We start from the raw sequence: 20,975 nt of genomic DNA, 5'->3' as shown, positions 1-20,975 counted from the left end.
GGCGCCCGGAGCGAACCATGAGTGACAGCAAGCCTCACGACCCCAACCAGATGACCGGCGCGGCGATGATCGTGCGCGCGCTCAAGGACCACGGGGTCAAGCACATCTTCGGTTATCCCGGTGGCGCCGTGCTTCCGATCTACGACGAGATTTTCCAGCAGAGCGATGTCGAGCACATTCTGGTCCGTCACGAGCAGGGAGCAGGCCACGCGGCGGAGGGCTACGCGCGCTCCACCGGCCAGCCGGGCGTCGCGCTGGTGACCTCAGGTCCCGGCGCAACCAACATGGTGACGCCGCTCACCGACGCACTGATGGATTCGATCCCGCTGGTCTGCATCACCGGGCAGGTGCCGACGCATCTGATCGGCAATGACGCGTTCCAGGAATGCGACACCGTCGGCATCACGCGGCCCTGCACCAAGCACAACTGGCTGGTGCGTGATGTCAACGATCTGGCGAAGGTGCTGCACGAAGCGTTCTATGTCGCGACCACCGGCCGTCCAGGTCCGGTGGTGGTCGACGTGCCGAAGGACGTGCAGTTCGCGACCGGCACCTATCATCCGCCGCGCAAATCTGACGTGCATATTTCCTATAATCCGCGCGTGAAGGGCGATGCCACGCAGATCCGCAAGGCTGTGGCGCTGCTCGCGTCCGCGCGCCGTCCGGTGATCTACAGCGGCGGCGGCGTGATCAATTCCGGCCCCGAGGCTTCGAAACTGCTGCGCGAGCTGGTCGAGGTCACCGGCTTTCCGATCACCTCGACGCTGATGGGCCTCGGCGCCTATCCGGCATCGGGCAAAAACTGGCTCGGCATGCTGGGCATGCACGGCACCTACGAAGCCAACATGGCGATGCACGATTGCGACGTGATGCTGTGCGTCGGCGCGCGTTTCGATGACCGCATCACCGGACGTACCGATGCGTTCTCGCCGAACTCGAAGAAGATTCACATCGACATCGACCCGTCGTCGATCAACAAGAACATCCGCGTCGACGTGCCGATCATCGGCGACGTCGCCAACGTGCTCGCCGACCTGTTGACGGTGTTCAAGGCCGAGGCGAAGGCACCGAAGATCGACCCCTGGTGGTTCGAGATCGGCCGCTGGCGTTCGCGCAATTCGCTCGCCTACAGGAAAAACGACGACATCATCATGCCGCAGTATGCGATCCAGCGGCTGTTTGAACTCACCAAAGACAAGGACACCTACATCACTACCGAAGTCGGCCAGCACCAGATGTGGGCGGCGCAGTTCTTTGGCTTCGAGAAGCCTCACCACTGGATGACCTCCGGCGGTCTCGGGACCATGGGCTACGGTCTGCCGGCGGCGCTCGGCGTACAGGTCGCCCATCCCGATGCGCTGGTGATCGACATCGCGGGCGATGCCTCGGTGCAGATGACCATGCAGGAAATGTCGAGCGCGGTTCAATATGAACTGCCGATCAAGATATTCATCCTGAACAACCAGTACATGGGCATGGTGCGCCAATGGCAGCAGTTGCTGCATGGAAACCGGTTGTCGCATTCATACTCGGAAGCGTTGCCGGACTTCGTCAAGCTCGCGGACGCCTTCGGCTGCGTCGGGCTGCAGGTGACCAAGCCGCGCGATCTCGACGGCGCGATCAACGAGATGATCAAGATCAAGCGGCCCGTGCTGTTCGACTGCCGCGTCGCTGCGCTCGAAAACTGCTTCCCGATGATCCCGTCGGGCAAGGCCCATAACGAAATGCTGCTTCCCGCGGAAGCGAACGAAGAAGCGACCGCTGCGGCATTCGCCGGCGGCAAGGCTCTGGTTTAAAGGCGCTGGTGTGATCATGAAAGCAGAAACAATGGAACAGCCCGCATCCGCCTACTTCATGGAGGAGCGTCACGACCCGAACGAGACGCACACCCTGTCGGTGCTGGTGCAGAATGAGCCGGGCGTGCTCGCGCGCGTGATCGGCCTGTTCTCGGGCCGCGGCTACAACATCGACAGTCTCACGGTGTCGGAAACCGAGCACGCCAAGCACATGTCGCTGATCACGATTGTCACCACCGGCACGCCGATGGTCATTCAGCAGATCAAGCATCAGCTCGATCGCATGATCCCCGTCTATCGCGTGGTGGATATGACGCTGACCGGGCGCGCCATCGAGCGCGAACTGGCGATGGTCAAGGTCAGGGGCACCGGCGATCTGCGCATGGAAGCGCTTCGCCTGTCCGAAGCATTCCGCGCGCGCGTGATCGACGCCACCACCGAGAGCTTCGTGTTCGAGATCACCGGCGGCACCGCCAAGATCGACCAGTTCGTCAACCTGATGGTTCCGCTCGGTCTGGTCGAAGTGTCGCGCACCGGCGTCGCCGCCATTTCGCGCGGGCCGGAGAAGATGTAACTGCACGCCCGCGTCCCATGAAACCGATCGACATTGCGCTGGCGCTCGCTGTTGCCGTGATCTGGGGCGTTGGCTTCGTTCTGACGAGGTTCGCGATCGACGAGATGTCGGCGACGCTGATGACCACGCTGCGTTTCGGCATCACGGCGCTTCCATGCCTGTTCCTGCCACGCCCAAATTTGTCATGGACACTGATCGCAGCAACCGGCTGGCTGCTGGTGGCGCAGTTTCTGGCGCAAACCTACGGCATGGCTTACGGTGTGCCGCCGGGATTGACCGCCGTCATCGTGCAGAGCCAGGCCCTGTTCACGGTGGCGTTTGCAGCGCTGTTCCTGCGCGAGTTACCGACACGGCTTCAGGTGCTGGGGATCGCGATCGCGATGTGCGGATTGCTGATGATCTGCTTTACGGTCGGTTACGATTTCAGTGTTTACGCATTCGCATTGTCAATGACAGCTCCGGTCAGCTTTGCGCTGTCGAACCTGCTCCTTCGCCGCGCTCAAAATGTGCCGATGCTGAGTTTGTTTGCCTGGATCAGCCTTATGGCGCTGGTGCCTCTCGTGCCTTTCCTGCTTCTGGTCGATGGGCCGAGCGTGACATGGCATTCTCTGACCCATCTCTCTTCTGGTGTCGTGGCCAGCGTGCTGGCACTGGCGCTGCTCGGAACCACGCTCGGCTACTGGATATGGGGGCGTTTGCTGCAGAATTATTCCGCCGCGCAGGTGGTGCCGTTCGCGCTGCTGGTGCCGTTTTTCGGCGCGGGTGCTTCGAGCATCGTGTTCGGCGAGACGTTCGGCCCGTTACGCCTGAGCGGCATGATCGTGGTCGTGCTCGGCATCGCCGTGATGTTGCTGTCGCGGCGTCCGCCGCCGCTTGTTGAAGTGGCCTGATGTCATGATCTCGCAGCAACTTGCCATCGCATTCATCGCCTTCGCCGCCGCGGCGCTGTTCACGCCGGGGCCGAACAACATCATGCTGATGGCGTCCGGCCTGAATTACGGGTTTCGCCGCACGCTGCCGCATGTCGCGGGTGTCACCATCGGCTTCTCGTTTCTGGTCGCGGTGATCGGGCTCGGCCTCGGCGCGGTATTCGCGGCCTATCCGGTGCTGCACACGATCCTGAAATATGCCGGAGCGGCCTACCTGATCTACCTCGCCATCGTAATTGCTCTGTCAGGTCCCGCCGATACCGACGGAGCGGGCGAGGGCAAGCCGATGACATTCCTCGGGGCGGCAATGTTCCAGTGGGTCAACGTCAAGGGCTGGGTGATCGCGGTGGGCGCGATTACCGCCTATGCCGCCATCGCGGCCTATCCGCTGAATATCGCCGCGCTCTCGATCCTGCTGTTCGTGATCGGGCTTGGCTCGTCGCTGACCTGGGTGTTGCTCGGCACCTCACTTCAGGCGCTGGTGAAGTCGCCCCGCGCGGTCCGCGTCTTCAACATCGTCATGGCCCTCTTGTTGCTGGCCTCGCTTTACCCCGTTCTGAAGGAGCCTTGATCTAGTTGCACTGCAGAAATGGGGGTTACGGGCTTGTCTCGTAACACCAGCCGCCCTACACAACGGCGGCAATTCATCCGGGCTCCCGGCCCGATCCACCCGAAAACTTTCGATAATTGGCCAATCGGGGCCGCCTGAGAAGGAAAACGAAAATGCGTGTTTATTACGATCGTGATGCCGACCTGAACCTGATCAAGGGCAAGAAGGTCGTCGTCGTCGGCTACGGCAGCCAGGGCCATGCCCATGCGCTGAACCTGAAGGACTCGGGCGTCAAGGACGTGGCGATCGCGCTGCGCAAGGGTTCGGCCTCCGCCAAGAAGGCCGAAGCCGCAGGCTTCAAGGTGATGGAAGTCGCCGAGGCCGCCAAGTGGGCCGACGTGGTGATGATGCTGACGCCTGACGAACTGCAGGGCGACATCTATCGCGAACACCTGCACGACAACATGAAGCAGGGCGCGGCGCTGCTGTTCGCGCACGGTCTCAACGTGCATTTCAATCTGATCGAGCCGCGCGCCGATCTCGACGTGCTGATGGTCGCGCCGAAGGGCCCGGGCCACACCGTTCGCTCCGAATACCAGCGCGGCGGCGGCGTGCCGACCCTGATCGCGATCCACAAGGACTCTTCGGGCAACGCCCATGACCTCGGTCTGTCCTACGCCTCCGCCATCGGCGGCGGCCGCGCCGGCGTCATTGAGACCACCTTCAAGGAAGAGTGCGAGACCGACCTGTTCGGTGAGCAGGCTGTTCTGTGCGGCGGCACCGTCGAGCTGATCCGCGCCGGCTTTGAGACGCTGGTGGAAGCCGGCTATGCACCGGAAATGGCCTACTTCGAGTGCCTGCACGAATTGAAGCTGATCGTGGACCTGATCTACGAAGGCGGCATCGCCAACATGAACTACTCGATCTCCAACACCGCCGAATACGGCGAATACGTCACCGGCCCGCGCATCATCACCCCGGAAACCAAGGCCGAGATGAAGCGCGTGCTGACCGACATCCAGTCGGGCAAGTTCACCCGCGACTGGATGCTGGAAAACAAGGTCAACCAGGCCTCGTTCAAGGCGACCCGTGCGCGCAACAACGCGCACGAGATCGAAGCTGTCGGCGAGAAGCTCCGCGCCATGATGCCGTGGATCAAGGAAAAGGCGCTGGTCGACAAGACCAAGAACTGATTGTTCCTCCCGAACGGACAACTGAAGCGGGGCCGCGCGAGCGGTCCCGCTTTTCATTTGTGGGTTTGCCAGAAGCGCCGGGATTCTCGTTTCTTATGTTGCTTCGCAGCAATGGCGGGCTTGCTTTGCGAGGGCCTGCCAGTTTGAACGCGAGCTGAACGACGCCTGCGGCCAAAGGGCGAATTGCCCCTGCATGACGATTTGATTACGCTTTTGTGACACGTTGCGGTGACCGGCCGCACGGTTGCCTTCTGGCCTTCGCCAGCGGGGCGTCAGAGCCGGGTTGGTATTCGCGTCAAAGGCCATGTTGCCGCCGCTGAATTGTCCTTCGCCAATGCCGCGTGTTGCGGCCGATGCGTCTCGTTCTGACGGGGCGTCATCATGACCTCAGTCGGGACATCGAACGATCTCAACCGGGTTCGGAGCATCTGGGCGCGCTTGCGCGCGCGTGGCTGGCTTTGGACTTTGCGCGTCGCACTGATCGTGGTGACGCATGTTGCGGCGGTGTGCGTGCTTGCGTCGGTCGAGTACGGCCCGTTCGCCAACACCGTCGCGCTGCTGACATGGGCGCTGCTGAATTTCCTGTTCCTGATCGTGATGCGGCGTCCCGGTGTCTCCGCGGTGCTGGCGCTGGCCCTGATCGTGATCCTGATTACGCTGTCGCAATTCAAGTACGGGATCACGCAGCTCACGCTGACCTTCCTCGATTTCCTGATCATCGACCGTGACACGGTCTCGTTCCTGCACTCGGTGTTTCCGCAACTGAAGACACAGGTGTGGATGCTCGCCATCATTGCCGTGCCGGTGATGTGGGCCGTCTGGCTTTCGGACCCGTTCCGGGTCCGCCGCGCGGTGTCGACCGCAGGTGCGGTCGCATGCGTTGCCGCGATTACAGGGCTTTCGGCGATCTATCCCGAGCAGCCTTGGGAGCCGTTCCAGGGCGTCAATCACATTTCAAACCTTGTGCGCTCGGGCGTCGTCTCGGTGTCGCATCTGACATCGAACGGCTGGATCGAGGCCGATCCACCGAACCTGATCGGTTCGGCGCGTGCAACGCCGCTCGCCGAATGCGAGCCGGGGAAGAAGCGGCCGAACATCATCATGGTGCTGGATGAGTCGAGCTTTGATATCAGTGCCGCGCCCGGCATCAAGGTGCCTGCCAACTATCGTGACTACTTCAAGTCCGCGGACGGCAAACAGCGTGCGTTCGTGGCGGAATCCGCCGGCGGCCCGACCTGGTACACCGAGTTCAATGTACTGACCGGACTGTCGGCGCGCTCGTTCGGCAAGCTCAAGTTCTATGTGACGCGGATCGCGGCGGGCAAGATCTCGCGCGGACTGCCGCAAGCGCTGCAGCGATGCGGTTATCGCACCTTCTCGTTGTATCCGACCTATGGCGATTTCCTCAGCGCGCGCAATTTCCAGACCTCCGCCGGGATCGAGAATTTCATCGACATGGCGGACATGGGTGTCGCCGAGGACATGCAGCCCGACCGGTTCTATTTCGATCAGGCACTGCAACTGATCGCGCGCGAGAAGAACGCCGATCAGCCGCTGTTCGTGCTGGTCTATCTCACAGCCAATCATTTTCCATGGACCACGAGCTATCGTCCGGACCTGACGCCTCCCGGCTGGACAGCGCCCGGCAACACTGCCGAAGTGGATGAGTATATTCGCCGTCAGGCAATGACGGCGGCGGATTACAAGAATTTTGTGGCGCGGCTGAAAGCGGATCACCCGAACGATCCGTTCCTGCTGGTGCGCTTCGGCGATCACCAGCCCGCGATCTCGCAGAAGCTGCTGGAGCCGAAATTGCCGCAGGAGTCGCTGGCCAACCGGATCATGACCCACGATCTGCGCTACTACAAAACCTACTACGCAATCGACGCGCTGAACTACAGGCCGGACATGTCGCTGGCGCTGGAGACGCTGGATGCGGCCTATCTGCCGCTTGCGGTTCAGGATGCGGCGGGCATCCCTCTCGATTCCACATTCGCCGAGCAGAAGAAGATCATGCTCCGCTGCAAGGGCCTGTTCTATGCCTGCAAGGATGGCGCAGAAGCGAAGCGGTTCAATCGTTTGCTGATCGACGCAGGTTTTGTGAAGAATCTCTAGCGCGAAACTCTGTCCCATAGCCATCGGGCAACGCTGTCCGGCGAGCTGTCGCCGTTGCCGCCGGCCGCGCGTAGATTGGCCTCGCGCATCGCCTCGATGCTGATTTTGCCGAGCAGCGGCTGCAAGGCGTCGCGCAGCCTGGTGTCGTTAGCACGCTTCGGTGAGATCAAGACGACGGCATCATAGGGCGGGATCGCGCTTTTCGGATCACCGAGCGTCACGAGGTCGTACTTCGCGATCAGCCCATCGCTGGTGTAGCCCGCGATCACGTCGGCTTCGCCGGACGCCACAGCGGCATACATGAAATCCGCCTGCATCTGGCGCTGTAGGCGGAACGACAGATTGTAGGCCTGCTTGATCGACGCCCACTCCGGACGCGAGAAAAACTCATAATCGCCCGCAATCGAAAGCGCCGAGGCGCGCGGCGCAAGATCGGCGATGGTGCGGATGCCGAGTTCACCGGCTTTCTTGCGCGGCATCACCAGCGCATAGGCATTCTCGAAGCCGAGTTCGCCGAGCAGGGCGATGCCGTATTTGTCTTTCAGTTCGGCGGCCAGCGCGTTGAGCAATTCCTTACGCGGCGCAATGCCGGTGTGCTTGAACTGATTGACCCACAGCGTACCGGAATAGTCGACGTAGACGTCGATGTCGCCTGAGACGAGGGCTTCAAAAATCACGTTCGAGCCAAGCCCCTCGCGCCGCGACGCCGTGAGCCCGGCCGCCTGCAGCCGCTGCGCGATCAGCGATGAAAGGATGTATTGCTCTGTAAATGTTTTTGCGCCGACGACATAAGCTGTTTTTGTACGCGCCATGGACGGTGTCAGCGTGGCGGCGACCAGCGCAATGAGGCCGAGACAGCCGAGGGCGATGCGTGCCCGGCTGCGCAGTCGCAGGCCATTTTCGATCAGGGCGAGCAATTGATCCACGATCAGCGCCAGCGCAGCCGCTGCCGCGCAGCCGAATAGCACGAACACCCAGTTCTGGGTCTGCAATCCGGCGAAGATGTAGTTGCCGAGGCTGGTCTGGCCGATCGGCGTCGAGAGCGTGGCGGTGCCGATCACCCAGACGGCGGCGGTCCGAATTCCCGCCATGATCACCGGCAGCGCAAGCGGCAGTTCGACCATCATCAGGGATTGCTGCGGCGTCATGCCGACGCCTTCTGCGGCTTCCAGAATTGCGGGGTCGATGCCCTGCAGGCCCGTGATGGTGTTTCGCAACACCGGGAGCATGCTGTAGAGCGCCAGCGCGAGCACCGAAGGCAGGAAGCCGAACGCGGAAAATCCGTAGCCGAACCACTGCAGCGAGAGGCCTGCTAGCGCCAGCAGCAGCGGATAGAACAGCGCCAGGAGCGCGAGACCCGGGACGGTCTGCACGACGCTTGCGATCCCAAGCGCGAGGTCGCGCAGCACCGACCTCCGCCGCACCATCAGCGCCAGCGGAAAGCTGACCGCGAGACCCAGCGCGATGGCTGCGAGACTGACGCGGACATGGCTGCCAAGATAGTCAGGCAGTCGCGTCAGCGCGTCGCTCCAGCGCGGATCGGACAGAAAACTCATGCCGCGCCTTTCGGCAGCAGTTCCTGCAGGCGACTGGCCTGGCGGCGCGGTGTGTTGAGCAACTCGCCAACATATGGATCGGCGCTGCCGGACAGCATCCGCGCATCGCCTTGCGCAATCAGGCGCCCGGCATGCATCACCGCGATACGGTCCGCCAGCAGCAGGGCCTCGGTAATGTCATGGGTGATCATGACGGTGGTGAGTCCCAGGCTGCGATGCAGCGCGCGATAATCCTCGCCAAGCGCGTCGCGGGTAAGGGGATCGAGCGCACCGAATGGTTCGTCCATCAGCACCATGGCCGGCTTTGCGGCTAACGCGCGGGCCACGCCGACCCGCTGCCGCTGGCCGCCGGACAGTTCATGCGGGAAGCGATCACGATGGTCTTGTTCCAGCCGGACGAGTTCGATCAGGTTGTCCACCCGCGCGGAAATTTCCCGCGCCGGCGTGCCGAGCAGCCGCGGTGTGATCCCGATATTCTCGGCGACAGTCATGTGCGGAAAAAGTCCGCCGTGCTGGAAGACGTAGCCGATACTTCGGCGCAGCGTAATCGCATCGGTGTCACGGAGATCGCGACCCTGCACATGCACCGTGCCGCTGTCCGGCGCGATCAGCCGATTGGCCAGCCGCAGCAGCGTGGTTTTGCCCGAGCCGGAGCCGCCGACAACCGCCAGGAATTCTCCCGCCGCGACGTCGAGCGACAGATCGTCAATCGCGGTGATGCGGCCGTTTTCAAAACTCTTGCCGACATTCCTGAAAGTGATCGCATGCGCGGCGCTGGTCATGCCGCATGATGGACCATTGCTTTCGGCCTGTCGATGTCACGACTAGCGAAGCAGCGCGGTGCCGTGTACCTTGCGGCGATCAATGGAGCATGTTCCGGCATGGCGAAGAACGGCAAGTCCGCAGATTCAAGGCAGTTGAAGTCCTATGTGGATCCATTCCGGGTCGACGGTACGAAAGAGTTTCATCTCAAGTCGCAGAAGCCGGGCGAGAAGGGCGATCTCGACAAGGAAACTGCGAACAGGATCATTGATGCGAACCGCGGTCGGCTTCGGGATCTGCAGGAAAAGCTCTATGCGCATGACCGGTGGTCGGTGCTGCTGATCTTTCAGGGCATGGACGCTGCGGGCAAGGACAGCGCCGTCGAGCATGTGATGTCGGGCATCAACCCGCAGGGCTGTCAGGTCTATTCGTTCAAGCAGCCCTCGACCAAGGAGCTCGATCATGACTTCATGTGGCGGACGACGAAGTGTGCGCCCGAGCGCGGGCGCATCGGCATCTTCAATCGGTCCTATTACGAAGAACTGCTCGTGGTCCGTGTCCATCCCGACATTCTGGCCAAGCAGCGCATCCCGCAGGAACTCGTGACAAGAAATATCTGGCGCGAGCGCTTCGAGGATATCGCGGCCTATGAGAAATATCTGGCACGCAACGGCACGCTGATCCTGAAGTTCTTCCTCAACGTCTCGAAAGACGAACAGCGCAAGCGGTTTCTGGACCGTCTCGAAGATCCGGCAAAGAACTGGAAATTTTCGCTGGGCGATATCGCCGAGCGCAAGCTGTGGGACAAGTATCAGGCGGCCTATCAGGATCTGATCCGGCACACGTCGGCGAAGCATGCGCCGTGGATCGTGGTGCCGGCGGATCACAAATGGTTCGCGCGCGTGGTGATCAGTTCGGCTATCGTCAGCGCGATGGAAAAGCTCGACCTGAAATATCCCGAGGTCGACAAGAACGATGCGGGTGAACTGAAAAAGGTGAGGGCCGCGCTCGAGAAAGAGGAGCAGGCGGATATCCGCAATTCCAGGGCAAAGAAGAGCGGCAACGCCTGATGGAACTTTGACGGATTGTGGGATTGTGATGACGTGCCCCCGCAATTCACAGGGTGTGTATAGCTTGTTGCCCGGCGGCGTTATTGGAAATACCACAACATCGGGCGAGGATTTTGACGAGTGGCTGATCTGCGCAAGTCTGTGATGTTGGTTATCCTGACGGGCCTGTGCGTCGCGTTGGGCGCAGGTTCATTGCGCGCCGAATGGTGGAAGATTTATAGCCCTCGGGATTTTGAAGACTGCTCCAGCGGCGCTGAGCAGCCGGGTCTCTCCAAGGATGCCCGGGCAAAGATCATTTCGGAATGCGATGCCAAGTTTCCGGGCCGCCGCAAGCCCGGCGGGGGCTACACCTATTTCGATTTCATGCAGAACCGCCATTTCGATATCGCGGGACCGAAACCCACGCCGCAGGAATTGAAGCGGATGGATCAGGAATATTTGGCGTTTCTGGAGACGAATCCGGAGACGCCTGAGCAGGCTCTGGATCCTGGACAGGCGCTTGCGGCCATCGACAGCCAGATGAAGCCGGCTGCGCCACCAGCGCCGGTGAGGCCAGCGGTCGTTGCGAAGCAGCCCGCTGCAGTCCCTCCGGCGCGCGTTCGCGCCAAGGCTGCTTGCAAGGATGACGCGCTATCCTGCGGACTGGCGAAGATCACGGCGACCGTGAAAAACCTGAAGCATGCTGTGCTGGGCTCGGACTCTCTGATCAAGAGACCCCCTGGCGATCTCACCCGCTCCCGGCCAGCCTCCTGATCGCGCTTCAATAGGACAGTCTCACTGACTGTTTTTTGGCGTTGCGGGGGCTCGCATTTCTCGTCTAGAAACAGGTCACCAGACGCGCCGGCAACCAACCGTCAACGGTTGCAGCCGATCATGCGTTTTTCGGGGATTGAATTGATGATTCGCGGCGGTATCCAGGGACGGCAGGAAGAGGTGGCATTCGCCGCCAGCCTTCGCGTGCGCCCGGCTGCTGCGTCGTCCCTTCTTGGCGGGCTTCTGCTTCTTAGCTGCCCCTGAGGGCCGTCTGGGCGTGTGTGCCTGGGCACTCAGGGGTTCGACGAAAGCAACGAAACCCGAGCGCCCCGATGTGGCGCATCTGACCAGAGGAATTTCTCCATGACCACCGCGAACAAGTCCGACAAGGACCGCGTCGTTATTTTCGACACCACATTGCGTGACGGCGAACAGTGCCCCGGCGCGACCATGACCTTCGAGGAAAAGCTCGAAGTCGCCGAGTTGCTGGACAATATGGGCGTCGACATCATCGAGGCCGGTTTTCCGATCGCGTCCGACGGCGACTTTGAGGCCGTCCGTGAAATCGCCAAGCGCACCAAGAACGCGGTCGTCTGCGGTCTCTCCCGCGCGGCCCACAAGGACATCGACCGCTGCGCCGAAGCCATCCGCCCGGCACGGCGCGGCCGCATCCACACCTTCCTGTCCACCTCGCCGGTCCACATGAAATACAAGCTCCAGATGGAGCCCGAAGACGTGCATCAGATGGTGATCTCGCAGGTCAGCCGTGCGCGTAACCACACCGATGACGTCGAGTGGTCCTCCGAGGACGGCACCCGCACGGAATTCGACTTCCTGTGCCGCTGCGTGGAATCCGCCATCAAGGCCGGCGCAACGACGATCAACATTCCTGACACCGTCGGCTACAGCGTGCCGGAGGAATACTACGACCTGTTCAGGCGGGTGCGCGAAACCGTACCGAATGCCGACAAGGCCGTGTTCTCGGTCCATTGCCACAACGATCTCGGCATGGCGGTGGCGAACTCGCTGGCCGGCGTGCGCGCCGGCGCGCGGCAGATCGAATGCACCATCAACGGCATCGGTGAACGGGCAGGCAATGCCGCGCTCGAGGAAGTCGTGATGGCGATGCGCGTGCGCAACGACAAGCTGCCGTACTGGAACAACATCGACACCACGATGCTGACCCGCGCATCGAAATCTGTGGCGGCCGCGACCTCGTTCCCGGTGCAGTACAACAAGGCCATTGTCGGGCGGAATGCCTTCGCGCATGAGAGCGGCATCCATCAGGACGGCATGCTGAAGAACGCGCAGACCTACGAGATCATGCTGCCGGAAACGGTCGGCGTGAAGCAGACCTCGCTGGTGATGGGCAAGCACTCCGGCCGCCACGCCTTCATCCACAAGCTGGAAGAGATGGGCTACAAGCTGGCGCAGAACCAGCTCGAGGACGCTTTCGTACGGTTCAAGGCTCTGGCCGACCGCAAGAAGGATATCTATGACGAGGACATCGAGGCGCTGGTCGACGAGGAAATGGCCCAGTCGCACGATCAGATTCGCATGCTGTCGCTGTCGGTGATCGCCGGCACGCGCGGTCCGCAGCGCGCCACCATGAAGCTCGACATCAACGGTCAGCAGAAGATCGAGGAAGCCGAGGGCAATGGCCCGGTCGATGCGGTGTTCAATGCGATCAAGTCGCTGGTGCCGCACGAGGCCAAGCTGGAACTGTATCAGGTCCACGCTGTGACGGCGGGAACCGATGCGCAGGCGGAAGTTTCGGTGCGTCTGTCGCAGGACGGGCGTTCGGTGACGTCGCGCGCGGCCGATCCCGATACGCTGGTGGCCTCGGCGAAGGCCTATCTCGGCGCATTGAACAAGATCGTCATGAAGAAGCAGCGTGACATGCCGGCGGCTGCCGCGGGTCACTGATCTCGCGATTAACGGTAAAATCAGGAGCGGTGCATCTTAACGATGCGCCGCTCTTTTGCGTTGCAGCACGAGGGGTCCCTGCTAACGGGCTATGGTATTGGCGCGCGGGTTCTGCGATGTTGCGCCCAAGTCGGGGTCGGTTCGCTTTGACCGACACATCAACAATGAACAATGACGTGCCTGAGGAGGACACATGAAGAAAATGATTCTTGCTGCTGCATCGGTTGCAGCCCTTGCTTTCGCCGGACCGGCCGTTGCCAACCCGATCGTCATCAAGTTCAGCCATGTTGTCGCTGAAAAGACGCCGAAGGGTCAGGCCGCGCTCAAATTCAAGGAAGAGGCCGAGAAACTTCTGCCGGGCAAGGTGAAGGTCGAGGTTTATCCAAGCTCGCAGCTCTACGGCGATGCCAAGGAAATGGAAGCTCTCGCGCTGGGCGATGTGCAGATCATTGCGCCCTCGCTGTCGAAGTTCGACAAGTTTACCAAGCAGCTTCAGGTGTTCGATCTGCCGTTCCTGTTCGACAATGTCGGCGCGATTGATCGTTTTCAGCAAGGACCGGAGGGGCAGAAGCTGCTGACCTCGATGGCCTCGAAAGGATTCATCGGGCTGGACTATTGGCACAACGGCATGAAGCAGATGTCTGCCAACAAGCCTCTGCTCGTTCCTGCCGATGCCAAGGGCCTCAAGTTCCGCGTGCAGCCTTCCGATGTGCTGGCGGCGCAGTTTCAGCAGCTCGGCGCCAATCCGCAGAAGCTGGCGTTTGCCGAAGTCTATCAGGCGCTCCAGCTCGGCACGGTGGATGGTCAGGAAAACACCTGGTCCAACTGTTACTCGCAGAAGTATCAGGAAGTGCAGAAGGATTTCACCGAAACCGAGCATGGCGTGATCGACTACATGGTCGTGACCAATGCAAGCTGGTGGAATGGCCTTCCGAAGGACATTCAGGCCGGTCTCAAGACTGCCATGAAGGCAGCGACGAAGGTCAACAACGATACCGCCGACCAGTTGAACCTCGATGCTCGCAAGAAGATCTCGGAGTCGTCAGCCAAGATTCATACGCTGACGCCCGCGCAGCGCGGCGAGTGGAAGAAGGCAATGGAGCCGGTCTGGGCAAAGTTTGAAGGCGGAATCGGCAAGGATCTGATTCAGGCTGCCCAGAAGGCCAACGGCGCGGGCAAGAGCTGACAGTGTAGCAATACGGCGGCCGCGATGATCCGCGGCCGCCAACGTCTGGATAGCCCTGGGGGAGGGACGCTGTGTCATTTCGATCGGTATTGCACCGGCTCGAAGAGAGCATTCTTGCGGTGTTGCTATGCGCCATGACGGTCCTGACGTTCAGCCAGGTCGTCATGCGGTATGGTTTCAATGCCGGATGGCTGTGGGCGCTTGAGGCCAATTTTTATCTGTTTGGCTGGCTGGTGCTCCTCGGAATTTCATACGGCGTCCGGGTGAAGGCCCATATCGGCGTCGATGCGATGGTCCGGCTGCTTCCCGCGCCGGCGCAGCGCGCCGTCGGTCTTCTCGTCGTGGCGCTCTGCGTCCTCTACACCTGCCTCATGCTCTACGGAGCATACGTCTACATTGCCCGCCTCCGGATCATGGGCGTTGAGGCCGAAGATATCCCGGTGGAGCGTTGGGTGCTCAGTCTGTGCTTGCCGATCGGCTTTGCACTCCTGCTGTATCGTCTGCTCGAAATGGCCTGGCGAATCGCGACAGGCAAATCCAGCGGCTACGAACTGGCGGATGAGGCGCATGACGCCATCCGCGATGTCGGCGGCGATGCGAATCCCGATGGAACGGCGGTGTCCCGATGACAACGACCGTTCTGTTCATTCTTCTTTTCACCTTCCTGATCCTTGGCATGCCCATCGCCATCGCGCTGGGCCTGTCTTCGCTGGCGGTCATTTTGCTGTTTGAACCCGACAGCATCGCCTCGCTGGTCCTGAAATTTTTTCAGACCATGGAGCAGTCGACCCTGCTGGCCATTCCATTCTTCATTCTCGCCGGCAACTTCCTCACCACCGGCGGCGTCGCCAAGCGCATGATCAACTTCGCGGTTTCGACCGTCGGCCATCTGCCCGGCGGTCTTGCGATCGCATCGGTCATGGCCTGCATGTTCTTCGCGGCGGTCTCGGGATCGTCGCCGGCCACGGTGGTTGCAATCGGCTCGATCGTCATCGCAGGCATGGTCAAGGTCGGTTACACCCAGTCATTCGCGACGGGCGTGATCGTCAATGCGGGCACGCTCGGCATCCTGATTCCTCCGTCCATCGTCATGGTGGTCTACGCGGCGACAACGGAAACCTCGGTCGGACGGCTGTTCATGGCGGGCGTAGTGCCGGGCATCCTGCTCGGCGCGCTGCTGATGGTCGCGATTTATGTCGTGGCGCGGATCAAGAACCTGCCGCGCCAGCCCAAGGCGTCCTGGAAAGAGCGCGTGACCTCGTTCCGCGATGCGATCTGGGGACTTCTCCTGATCGTCATCGTGATGGGCGGCATCTATGGCGGCATTTTCACGCCCACCGAGGCTGCGGCCGTCGCGGCGGTCTATGCCTTCATCGCGGCGGTTTTCATCTACGGCGATCTCAGGATCAGCGATGTGCCGAAGGTGCTGACCGATTCCTCGCGCGTCACGGTGATGCTGATGTTCATCATCGCCAATGCGTTCCTGTTCGGCCATGTGCTCACCACGGCGCAGATCCCGCAGGATATCGCGCGCACGATTCTGGAAGCGGATCTCAAGCCCTGGCAGTTCCTGATCATCGTCAACATCATCCTGCTGATCGCCGGCAACTTCATGGAGCCGTCGGCGATCATCCTGATCGTGGCGCCGATCATTTTCCCGGCGGCGGTGAAGCTCGGCATCGATCCGATCCATCTCGGCATCATTTTCGTGGTCAACATGGAAATCGGCATGGTGACGCCGCCCGTAGGGTTAAATCTGTTCGTGGCGTCGGGCATCACCGGAATGCCTCTAATGAAGGTCGTTGCCGCATCATGGCGCTGGCTGCTGCTGCTGCTGGCATTCCTGATTGTCGTCACGTATGTGCCGGAAATTTCGCTGGCGCTGCCGAACGCGATTTTCGGAAAGCAGTAGGACAATCTTGATAGGTGAACGCGCGCCGGAATGAATGCGCGTTCACCTAGCTATCGAAACCTTAAGTTGAAAGCGGGCGGCGCGGTGTCATCTTCGAGGGACGTCACCTCGGAGATGCCCCCATGAAGAAAGCTATTATTGCCGGCGCCGCGGCGGTTGCGATCCTCGGCTCCACGGCCGTCTATGCGCAGCACCGCTACCATCACCACCACCATCATCATCGTATGAGCATGGAGGATCGGGCCGCCTTTCTCGATGCGAAGATTGCGTCCGTGAAGGCCGGTCTCAAACTCACGCCCGATCAGGAAAAGCTGTGGCCTCCGGTCGAGACCGCGGTGCGCGATTTCGCCAAGCAGCGCATGGCGCAGGCCAATGCGCGCGCCAGCGAGCGCGATGCGCGCCGTGCCGCGCAGGAGCAGAAGGGCGCGCAGGACGAAAAGCCTGCGGTGGCCGATCAGTCCCGCGATCCGGTGGCTCGGCTGCGCGAGCGGGCCGACAGGATGGCCGAAACTGCGACCGGCCTGAAGAAGATCGCCGATGCCGCCGATCCGCTCTACAAGACGCTGGACGATGGCCAGAAGCGGCGGCTGTCGATGCTGACCCGAATGGGCGGCCATCATGGCTGGCGCGGGCGCTTCGAGCGCGGCATGGACGGCGGCCGATTCGACCGGGATCGCGGCCCGAACCGCGATGGCGGCTCCGAGCGGCTTTAAAGCTGCCGGAACCGGACCGGCCGAAACGATCAAAACCGCCGGATTTCCGGCGGTTTTTCTTGCCCATAAAGCCTCCGAATTCCTGTGGTTTCAGGCCGGGAAAAAGCGGTCACATTGCTGGACATGGCCTACTCGCTTTGCTAAACGACGCCGTCCCGACGGTCCGCCGCCGGGCATTCGGGCGATTAGCTCAGTTGGTAGAGCAGCTGACTCTTAATCAGCGGGTCGTAGGTTCGAGCCCTACATCGCCCACCATCCATATCAGACAGTTTGCTGATCCGATCCGCGCAAAAAGCGCCGCGGCGATCTGCCACTACTTTCCCCTCTACACTTCGTTGATTGCGATTTGCGGTCACGCGCGCCCGCCTGCTACGTGACGTTATCGGCGGCGTTGATGATCGTACTGGTCCGCCAAGGTTTACGGAAGGACTCTCACGATGGACGCCGCGGCGCGCAAAGCCGTCTCCCGCCCCCAGCCGCCTCGCGCCGATTTCGGACGGGTCTCGGTTTTCTTCGGCGACAAGAACGGAAAGTATCCCGACGGCAATCAGGTCATCGTGAAAGGTTCGGACACGCACGCCGCTTTGGATACGGTGCTCGTTTCAAATTATATCGGTCCCGAATTCGATGCCGCCGACCTGGTTGTGATGGGGCATGTCCACGAGGACCATATGGCCGGTCTGCATCGGCTCCCCGATGCACCTGTCTATGTGCATGACGCCGACTTGCCGGCTGCCCGCAGTCCGGAAGGATTGATCGCGGCCTTCGGAACGACGGATCAGGCCCGCATTCCGGAGATGCTGACGCGATTCCGGCGTGATCTTTTCTACGCGCCGCGGCCTGACGCGCAGGGTTATCAGGATGGCGCGGTGTGGGACCTCGGCCAGGTCAAGGTTCGCGCTTTCCATATGCCCGGTCACACCGCCGGGCACTGTGTCCTCCTCATTGAGCCGGAAGGCGTGGCGTTCATCGGCGATATCGACCTGACCGGCTTCGGGCCCTACTACGGCGATGCTTCCTCAAGTCTGAGCGACTTCCGCCGGAGCCTGAGGTTGCTGCCGGATATTCCCGCGAAAGTCTGGGTGACGGCCCACCACCGGGGCGTCTACACCGATCGCGACCATTTCCTGCGCGATCTCGCCGCCTACGCCGCCAAGCTGGATGAACGTGAGCAGCGCCTGCTGGATTTGCTCGCGCCATCGCCGAAGACGCTTGCAGACCTGGTCGAGCAGCGGTTGCTGTATCCCCCGGGTCATGACAGTCCATGGGTGGTGGATGCTGAAACCCGGTCGATCTCGCAGCATCTGGCTGAACTCGTCTCGGATGGACGGGTCGAGGTGAACGAGGAAGGTCTCTATCGCCGCCGCTAACCGAAGCGTTCATCCGGCGCTTTGGCAATTGATGACTGCAGGATGATTGATGCCGCACATAGTCTGCCATTATTCCGCGACCCCGGACATGCCGCCGATGCGGGATGTCATGCGGGCGATTCATGAGGCGGCTGCCGCGACCGGTATTGTGAAAGCCGAGGACCTGAAAATTCGCGCGCTGCCGTTCGCGGATTATCTCGTGGCGGGCGAACAGCGCTCGTTCTTTCATGTTGCGCTGTATCTGCTGGCGGGACGGACACCCGCGCAGAAGGAACATCTCAGCACCGAGTTACGAAAGACGCTCGCGGGAATCCTGGCGAGTGTCCACAGCATCAGCATCGACATCCGCGACATGGACCCGCAGGCCTACAAGAAACGGCTGCTGGATATCTAAACCAGCAGCGGCTTGGCGGTCTTGGCCATGTCGTTGAGCAACGGCAGGAAGCGGTCGATCATTTCGCCGGTGGTGATGCGATCCACATGCGCGCCGATGTTTGCCGCCGCGACCACAGCGCCGTCATAGCGGCGGATCGGCACCGAAATGGAGCGGAAGCCGGGTTCGGCTTCGCGGTCCACCAGCGAGTAGCCCTTGTTCCGGTCGGCGATGATTGTCGCGGTCACGATGGATTTGTCCGTCACCGTTTCCGGCGTCTGGGCCGTGACAGCCATCGCGTCGATCGCCGATGTCAGTTCGTCGTTTGGCAGGCGGCCGAGCAGCACGCGGCCGACCGAGGTGCAGTAGGCGGGCAGCCGGTATCCGATGTCGATGCCTGCGGAAAATACCCGTGCCGGACTTGCCCGCGCGACGAAGACCGCTTCATGGCCGTCGAGAATGGCGAGCGAGCAGACCTCTCGTGCCTTGGTCGAGATGTCGTCCATCAGCGGCTGCATCACGGCGACGATCTGGTTGGACGACAGGTAGGCCGAAGCCAGCGCAAGCACCCGCGGCGTCAGCGAAAACAGCCGCTCATCGCCCGCCACGAAACCTGCCCGCTGAAGTGTCAGGAGGATACGGCGGGCGGTCGCGCGCGACAGGTTCGATGCTTTGGCGATGTCGCTCAGGGTCATCGGGCGGTGCTCGGTGCCGAATGACTGCAGCACGCGAAGTCCCCGATCGAGGCTTTCGATGAATTCGCCGCCCTCGCGCCGGGCCTCTTCTTCCTCTGCAGTGCGGTTCACACGGGGCATATCGACCGAGCCGTCCCTTCCGATTGAAATTCAATGCCGTTTCGGAACGCAGATTTGTTCGATCATCGGCTTTCGGCTTTGATCGGGATCAAAAGCGACTTGAAATCGAAGGACAGGTCGGCGGCCTGCTCGGGCGATGGCGACAGGCCGCCGTCAATCAGGCGGCGGGCCGCCATCTGGTCCCCGGCGCGGTTGATGCTGTCCACGGCGCAGAGCTTGCCCTGCCTGTAGTAGAAGACCGAAAACTGCCCATCTTCGAGCGAGCCGCGGACGACCTGCTGGTCGAAATTGCGCGATATCCCGACGGTTTGCAACTTGGCGTCGTACTGGTCCGACCAGAAGCGCGGCACGCTGACGTAGGGGCCGGTCTTTCCGGCAATCGCCAGCCCGGCCGCCTTGCCCTGATCCTGCGCGTTCTGAACGGATTCGAGCCGCACCCAGTCTCCGGCATGAGGATTGTAGTGATTGGCGCAGTCGCCGGCCGCATAGATGTCCGGATCACTGGTCATGCCGTGATCGTCCACCACGATTCCGTTGCCACAGGTCAGTTGCGCATCGCGCGCGAGCTGATCGCTAGGAACGCCGCCAATTCCAACAAGGACGAGATCCGCTGGTACGTTGGCGCCATTTGAAATGGTGACGAATGCGGCGCGGCCATCGTTGCCGCCGATGGAAGAGACCGATTCATTGAGCCGGACATCGACGCCGTGGCGTGTATGCAGGTCGAGCAGGAATTGCGAGACGAGGGGCGACACCGCGCGTTCCAGCAGGCGCGAGGCGCTTTCGATCAGCGTGACTTTCTTGCCGAGCTTGCTGGCGGAGGCTGCGACCTCGAGCCCGATGAAGCCGCCGCCGATCACGACGATCTCGGCGGCGTCCTGCAATCTCTGCTTCAGGGCGATCGCATCGCGGATCGAGCGCAGATAGCACACGCCGTCGCGTTCGGATCCCGGAACGGTCAGGCGGCGCGCATGCGAGCCGGTGCCGATGAACAGCTTGTCGAAGGCGAGGGTGGTGTTGTCGCCATTGATCGACAGCCTGCGCGCATGCCGGTCGATCGCATGCACGCGCGTTTCGAGCATGAGGTCGATCTGCTTGAGCTTGAAGAAGGCGTTGTCGCGCAGAACCAGACCGTCCTGCGTCACCCTGTCGAGCAGGAAATCCTTGGACAGCGGCGGGCGCTGATAGGGCAGCAGGTGCTCGTCGGCGATCACCGTGATGCGTTCGCCGTATCCTGAATCGCGCGCGCTCAACGCTGCCTGAACACCGGCATACGACGCGCCGATAATGACGAGGCCGCTCATGGTTCTGCCTTCAGGAAACGGGCAACAGGGGATTTGGTCCGGCGGTTCATATGACGAACATACGGGCGATGATCGAAC

Annotated in this window: 19 protein-coding genes and 1 tRNA gene; 16 read left to right on the top strand and 4 right to left on the bottom strand. The window is 61.6% G+C overall.

Translation table 11 applies throughout. The features are described from left to right. Nucleotides 1-17 precede the first annotated feature (17 nt). The 6 genes from HMPREF9696_RS09915 (at nucleotide 18) to HMPREF9696_RS09890 (ending at nucleotide 7,157) form a co-directional block, all read left to right on the top strand. Nucleotides 18-1,796, top strand: coding sequence for an acetolactate synthase 3 large subunit (locus tag HMPREF9696_RS09915; protein ID WP_002712856.1), 1,779 nt, complete (start codon nucleotides 18-20; stop codon nucleotides 1,794-1,796). Nucleotides 1,797-1,827: 31 nt separating this feature from the next. Then, nucleotides 1,828-2,370, top strand: a complete 543-nt coding sequence (gene ilvN / locus HMPREF9696_RS09910; protein WP_002712855.1) for an acetolactate synthase small subunit — start codon at nucleotides 1,828-1,830, stop codon at nucleotides 2,368-2,370. Nucleotides 2,371-2,387: 17 nt separating this feature from the next. After that, nucleotides 2,388-3,260 (top strand): EamA family transporter, encoded by an 873-nt coding sequence (locus HMPREF9696_RS09905; RefSeq protein WP_002712854.1) that lies wholly within the window; start codon nucleotides 2,388-2,390, stop codon nucleotides 3,258-3,260. A gap of 4 nt (nucleotides 3,261-3,264) precedes the next feature. Continuing rightward, on the top strand, nucleotides 3,265-3,870 hold the full coding sequence (locus tag HMPREF9696_RS09900) for a LysE family translocator (RefSeq protein ID WP_002712853.1): 606 nt from the start codon (nucleotides 3,265-3,267) through the stop codon (nucleotides 3,868-3,870). A 152-nt stretch (nucleotides 3,871-4,022) separates the two neighbouring features. Continuing rightward, the gene (gene ilvC, locus HMPREF9696_RS09895) at nucleotides 4,023-5,042 is read left to right on the top strand and encodes a ketol-acid reductoisomerase (protein WP_002712852.1); all 1,020 of its coding nucleotides are present in this window, start codon (nucleotides 4,023-4,025) and stop codon (nucleotides 5,040-5,042) included. Between the two features lie 381 nt (nucleotides 5,043-5,423). Continuing rightward, the gene (locus HMPREF9696_RS09890) at nucleotides 5,424-7,157 is read left to right on the top strand and encodes an LTA synthase family protein (protein WP_002712851.1); all 1,734 of its coding nucleotides are present in this window, start codon (nucleotides 5,424-5,426) and stop codon (nucleotides 7,155-7,157) included. On the opposite strand, the gene HMPREF9696_RS09885 is transcribed toward HMPREF9696_RS09890, so the two are convergent. Then, entirely contained in the window at nucleotides 7,154-8,713 is a 1,560-nt protein-coding gene (locus HMPREF9696_RS09885; RefSeq protein WP_002712850.1) for an ABC transporter permease/substrate-binding protein, read from the bottom strand. The genes HMPREF9696_RS09890 and HMPREF9696_RS09885 overlap by 4 nt on opposite strands. After that, nucleotides 8,710-9,495, bottom strand: coding sequence for an ATP-binding cassette domain-containing protein (locus HMPREF9696_RS09880; protein WP_002712849.1), 786 nt, complete (start codon nucleotides 9,493-9,495; stop codon nucleotides 8,710-8,712). The genes HMPREF9696_RS09885 and HMPREF9696_RS09880 overlap by 4 nt, the downstream gene beginning before the upstream one ends. Nucleotides 9,496-9,594: 99 nt before the next feature. On the opposite strand from HMPREF9696_RS09880, the gene HMPREF9696_RS09875 reads away from it, so the two are divergent. The 10 genes from HMPREF9696_RS09875 to HMPREF9696_RS09830 all read left to right on the top strand — a co-directional run bounded on the left by HMPREF9696_RS09875 (nucleotide 9,595) and on the right by HMPREF9696_RS09830 (nucleotide 18,799). After that, a complete protein-coding gene (locus HMPREF9696_RS09875; protein WP_002712848.1) occupies nucleotides 9,595-10,545 on the top strand; it encodes a polyphosphate kinase 2 family protein in 951 nt (316 codons plus the stop codon). Between the two features lie 120 nt (nucleotides 10,546-10,665). Beyond that, nucleotides 10,666-11,298, top strand: coding sequence for a hypothetical protein (locus HMPREF9696_RS09870; protein WP_002712847.1), 633 nt, complete (start codon nucleotides 10,666-10,668; stop codon nucleotides 11,296-11,298). A gap of 363 nt (nucleotides 11,299-11,661) precedes the next feature. Beyond that, on the top strand, nucleotides 11,662-13,224 hold the full coding sequence (locus HMPREF9696_RS09865) for a 2-isopropylmalate synthase (protein ID WP_002712846.1): 1,563 nt from the start codon (nucleotides 11,662-11,664) through the stop codon (nucleotides 13,222-13,224). Between the two features lie 193 nt (nucleotides 13,225-13,417). Then, on the top strand, nucleotides 13,418-14,410 hold the full coding sequence (locus HMPREF9696_RS09860) for a TRAP transporter substrate-binding protein (RefSeq protein ID WP_002712845.1): 993 nt from the start codon (nucleotides 13,418-13,420) through the stop codon (nucleotides 14,408-14,410). Nucleotides 14,411-14,481: 71 nt separating this feature from the next. Continuing rightward, entirely contained in the window at nucleotides 14,482-15,039 is a 558-nt protein-coding gene (locus HMPREF9696_RS09855) for a TRAP transporter small permease (RefSeq protein WP_002712844.1), read from the top strand. Next, nucleotides 15,036-16,322, top strand: a complete 1,287-nt coding sequence (locus HMPREF9696_RS09850) for a TRAP transporter large permease (protein ID WP_002712843.1) — start codon at nucleotides 15,036-15,038, stop codon at nucleotides 16,320-16,322. The genes HMPREF9696_RS09855 and HMPREF9696_RS09850 overlap by 4 nt, the downstream gene beginning before the upstream one ends. Nucleotides 16,323-16,444: 122 nt before the next feature. Beyond that, complete coding sequence (locus HMPREF9696_RS09845; RefSeq protein WP_002712842.1) at nucleotides 16,445-17,035, top strand: Spy/CpxP family protein refolding chaperone; 591 nt, start codon at nucleotides 16,445-16,447, stop codon at nucleotides 17,033-17,035. 179 nt (nucleotides 17,036-17,214) lie between these two features. Further along, nucleotides 17,215-17,290, top strand: a tRNA-Lys gene (locus HMPREF9696_RS09840). A gap of 182 nt (nucleotides 17,291-17,472) precedes the next feature. Continuing rightward, nucleotides 17,473-18,405: an MBL fold metallo-hydrolase gene (locus HMPREF9696_RS09835; protein WP_002712841.1), complete on the top strand. Its 933-nt coding sequence runs from the start codon at nucleotides 17,473-17,475 to the stop codon at nucleotides 18,403-18,405. A gap of 49 nt (nucleotides 18,406-18,454) precedes the next feature. Further along, a complete protein-coding gene (locus HMPREF9696_RS09830) occupies nucleotides 18,455-18,799 on the top strand; it encodes a 5-carboxymethyl-2-hydroxymuconate Delta-isomerase (RefSeq protein WP_002712840.1) in 345 nt (114 codons plus the stop codon). Here HMPREF9696_RS09830 and HMPREF9696_RS09825 read toward each other — a convergent pair. Together HMPREF9696_RS09825 and HMPREF9696_RS09820 are read right to left on the bottom strand one after the other, a co-directional pair. Beyond that, a complete protein-coding gene (locus HMPREF9696_RS09825) occupies nucleotides 18,796-19,593 on the bottom strand; it encodes an IclR family transcriptional regulator domain-containing protein (RefSeq protein ID WP_002712839.1) in 798 nt (265 codons plus the stop codon). The genes HMPREF9696_RS09830 and HMPREF9696_RS09825 overlap by 4 nt on opposite strands. 62 nt (nucleotides 19,594-19,655) lie before the next feature. Continuing rightward, on the bottom strand, nucleotides 19,656-20,897 hold the full coding sequence (locus HMPREF9696_RS09820; RefSeq protein ID WP_002712838.1) for an NAD(P)/FAD-dependent oxidoreductase: 1,242 nt from the start codon (nucleotides 20,895-20,897) through the stop codon (nucleotides 19,656-19,658). Nucleotides 20,898-20,975: the final 78 nt, after the last annotated feature.

It is taken from the genome of Afipia clevelandensis ATCC 49720 (assembly GCF_000336555.1).
GTDB classification, from domain to species: Bacteria; Pseudomonadota; Alphaproteobacteria; order Rhizobiales; family Xanthobacteraceae; genus Afipia; species Afipia clevelandensis.
This window is presented reverse-complemented; position numbering and strand designations above follow the sequence as displayed.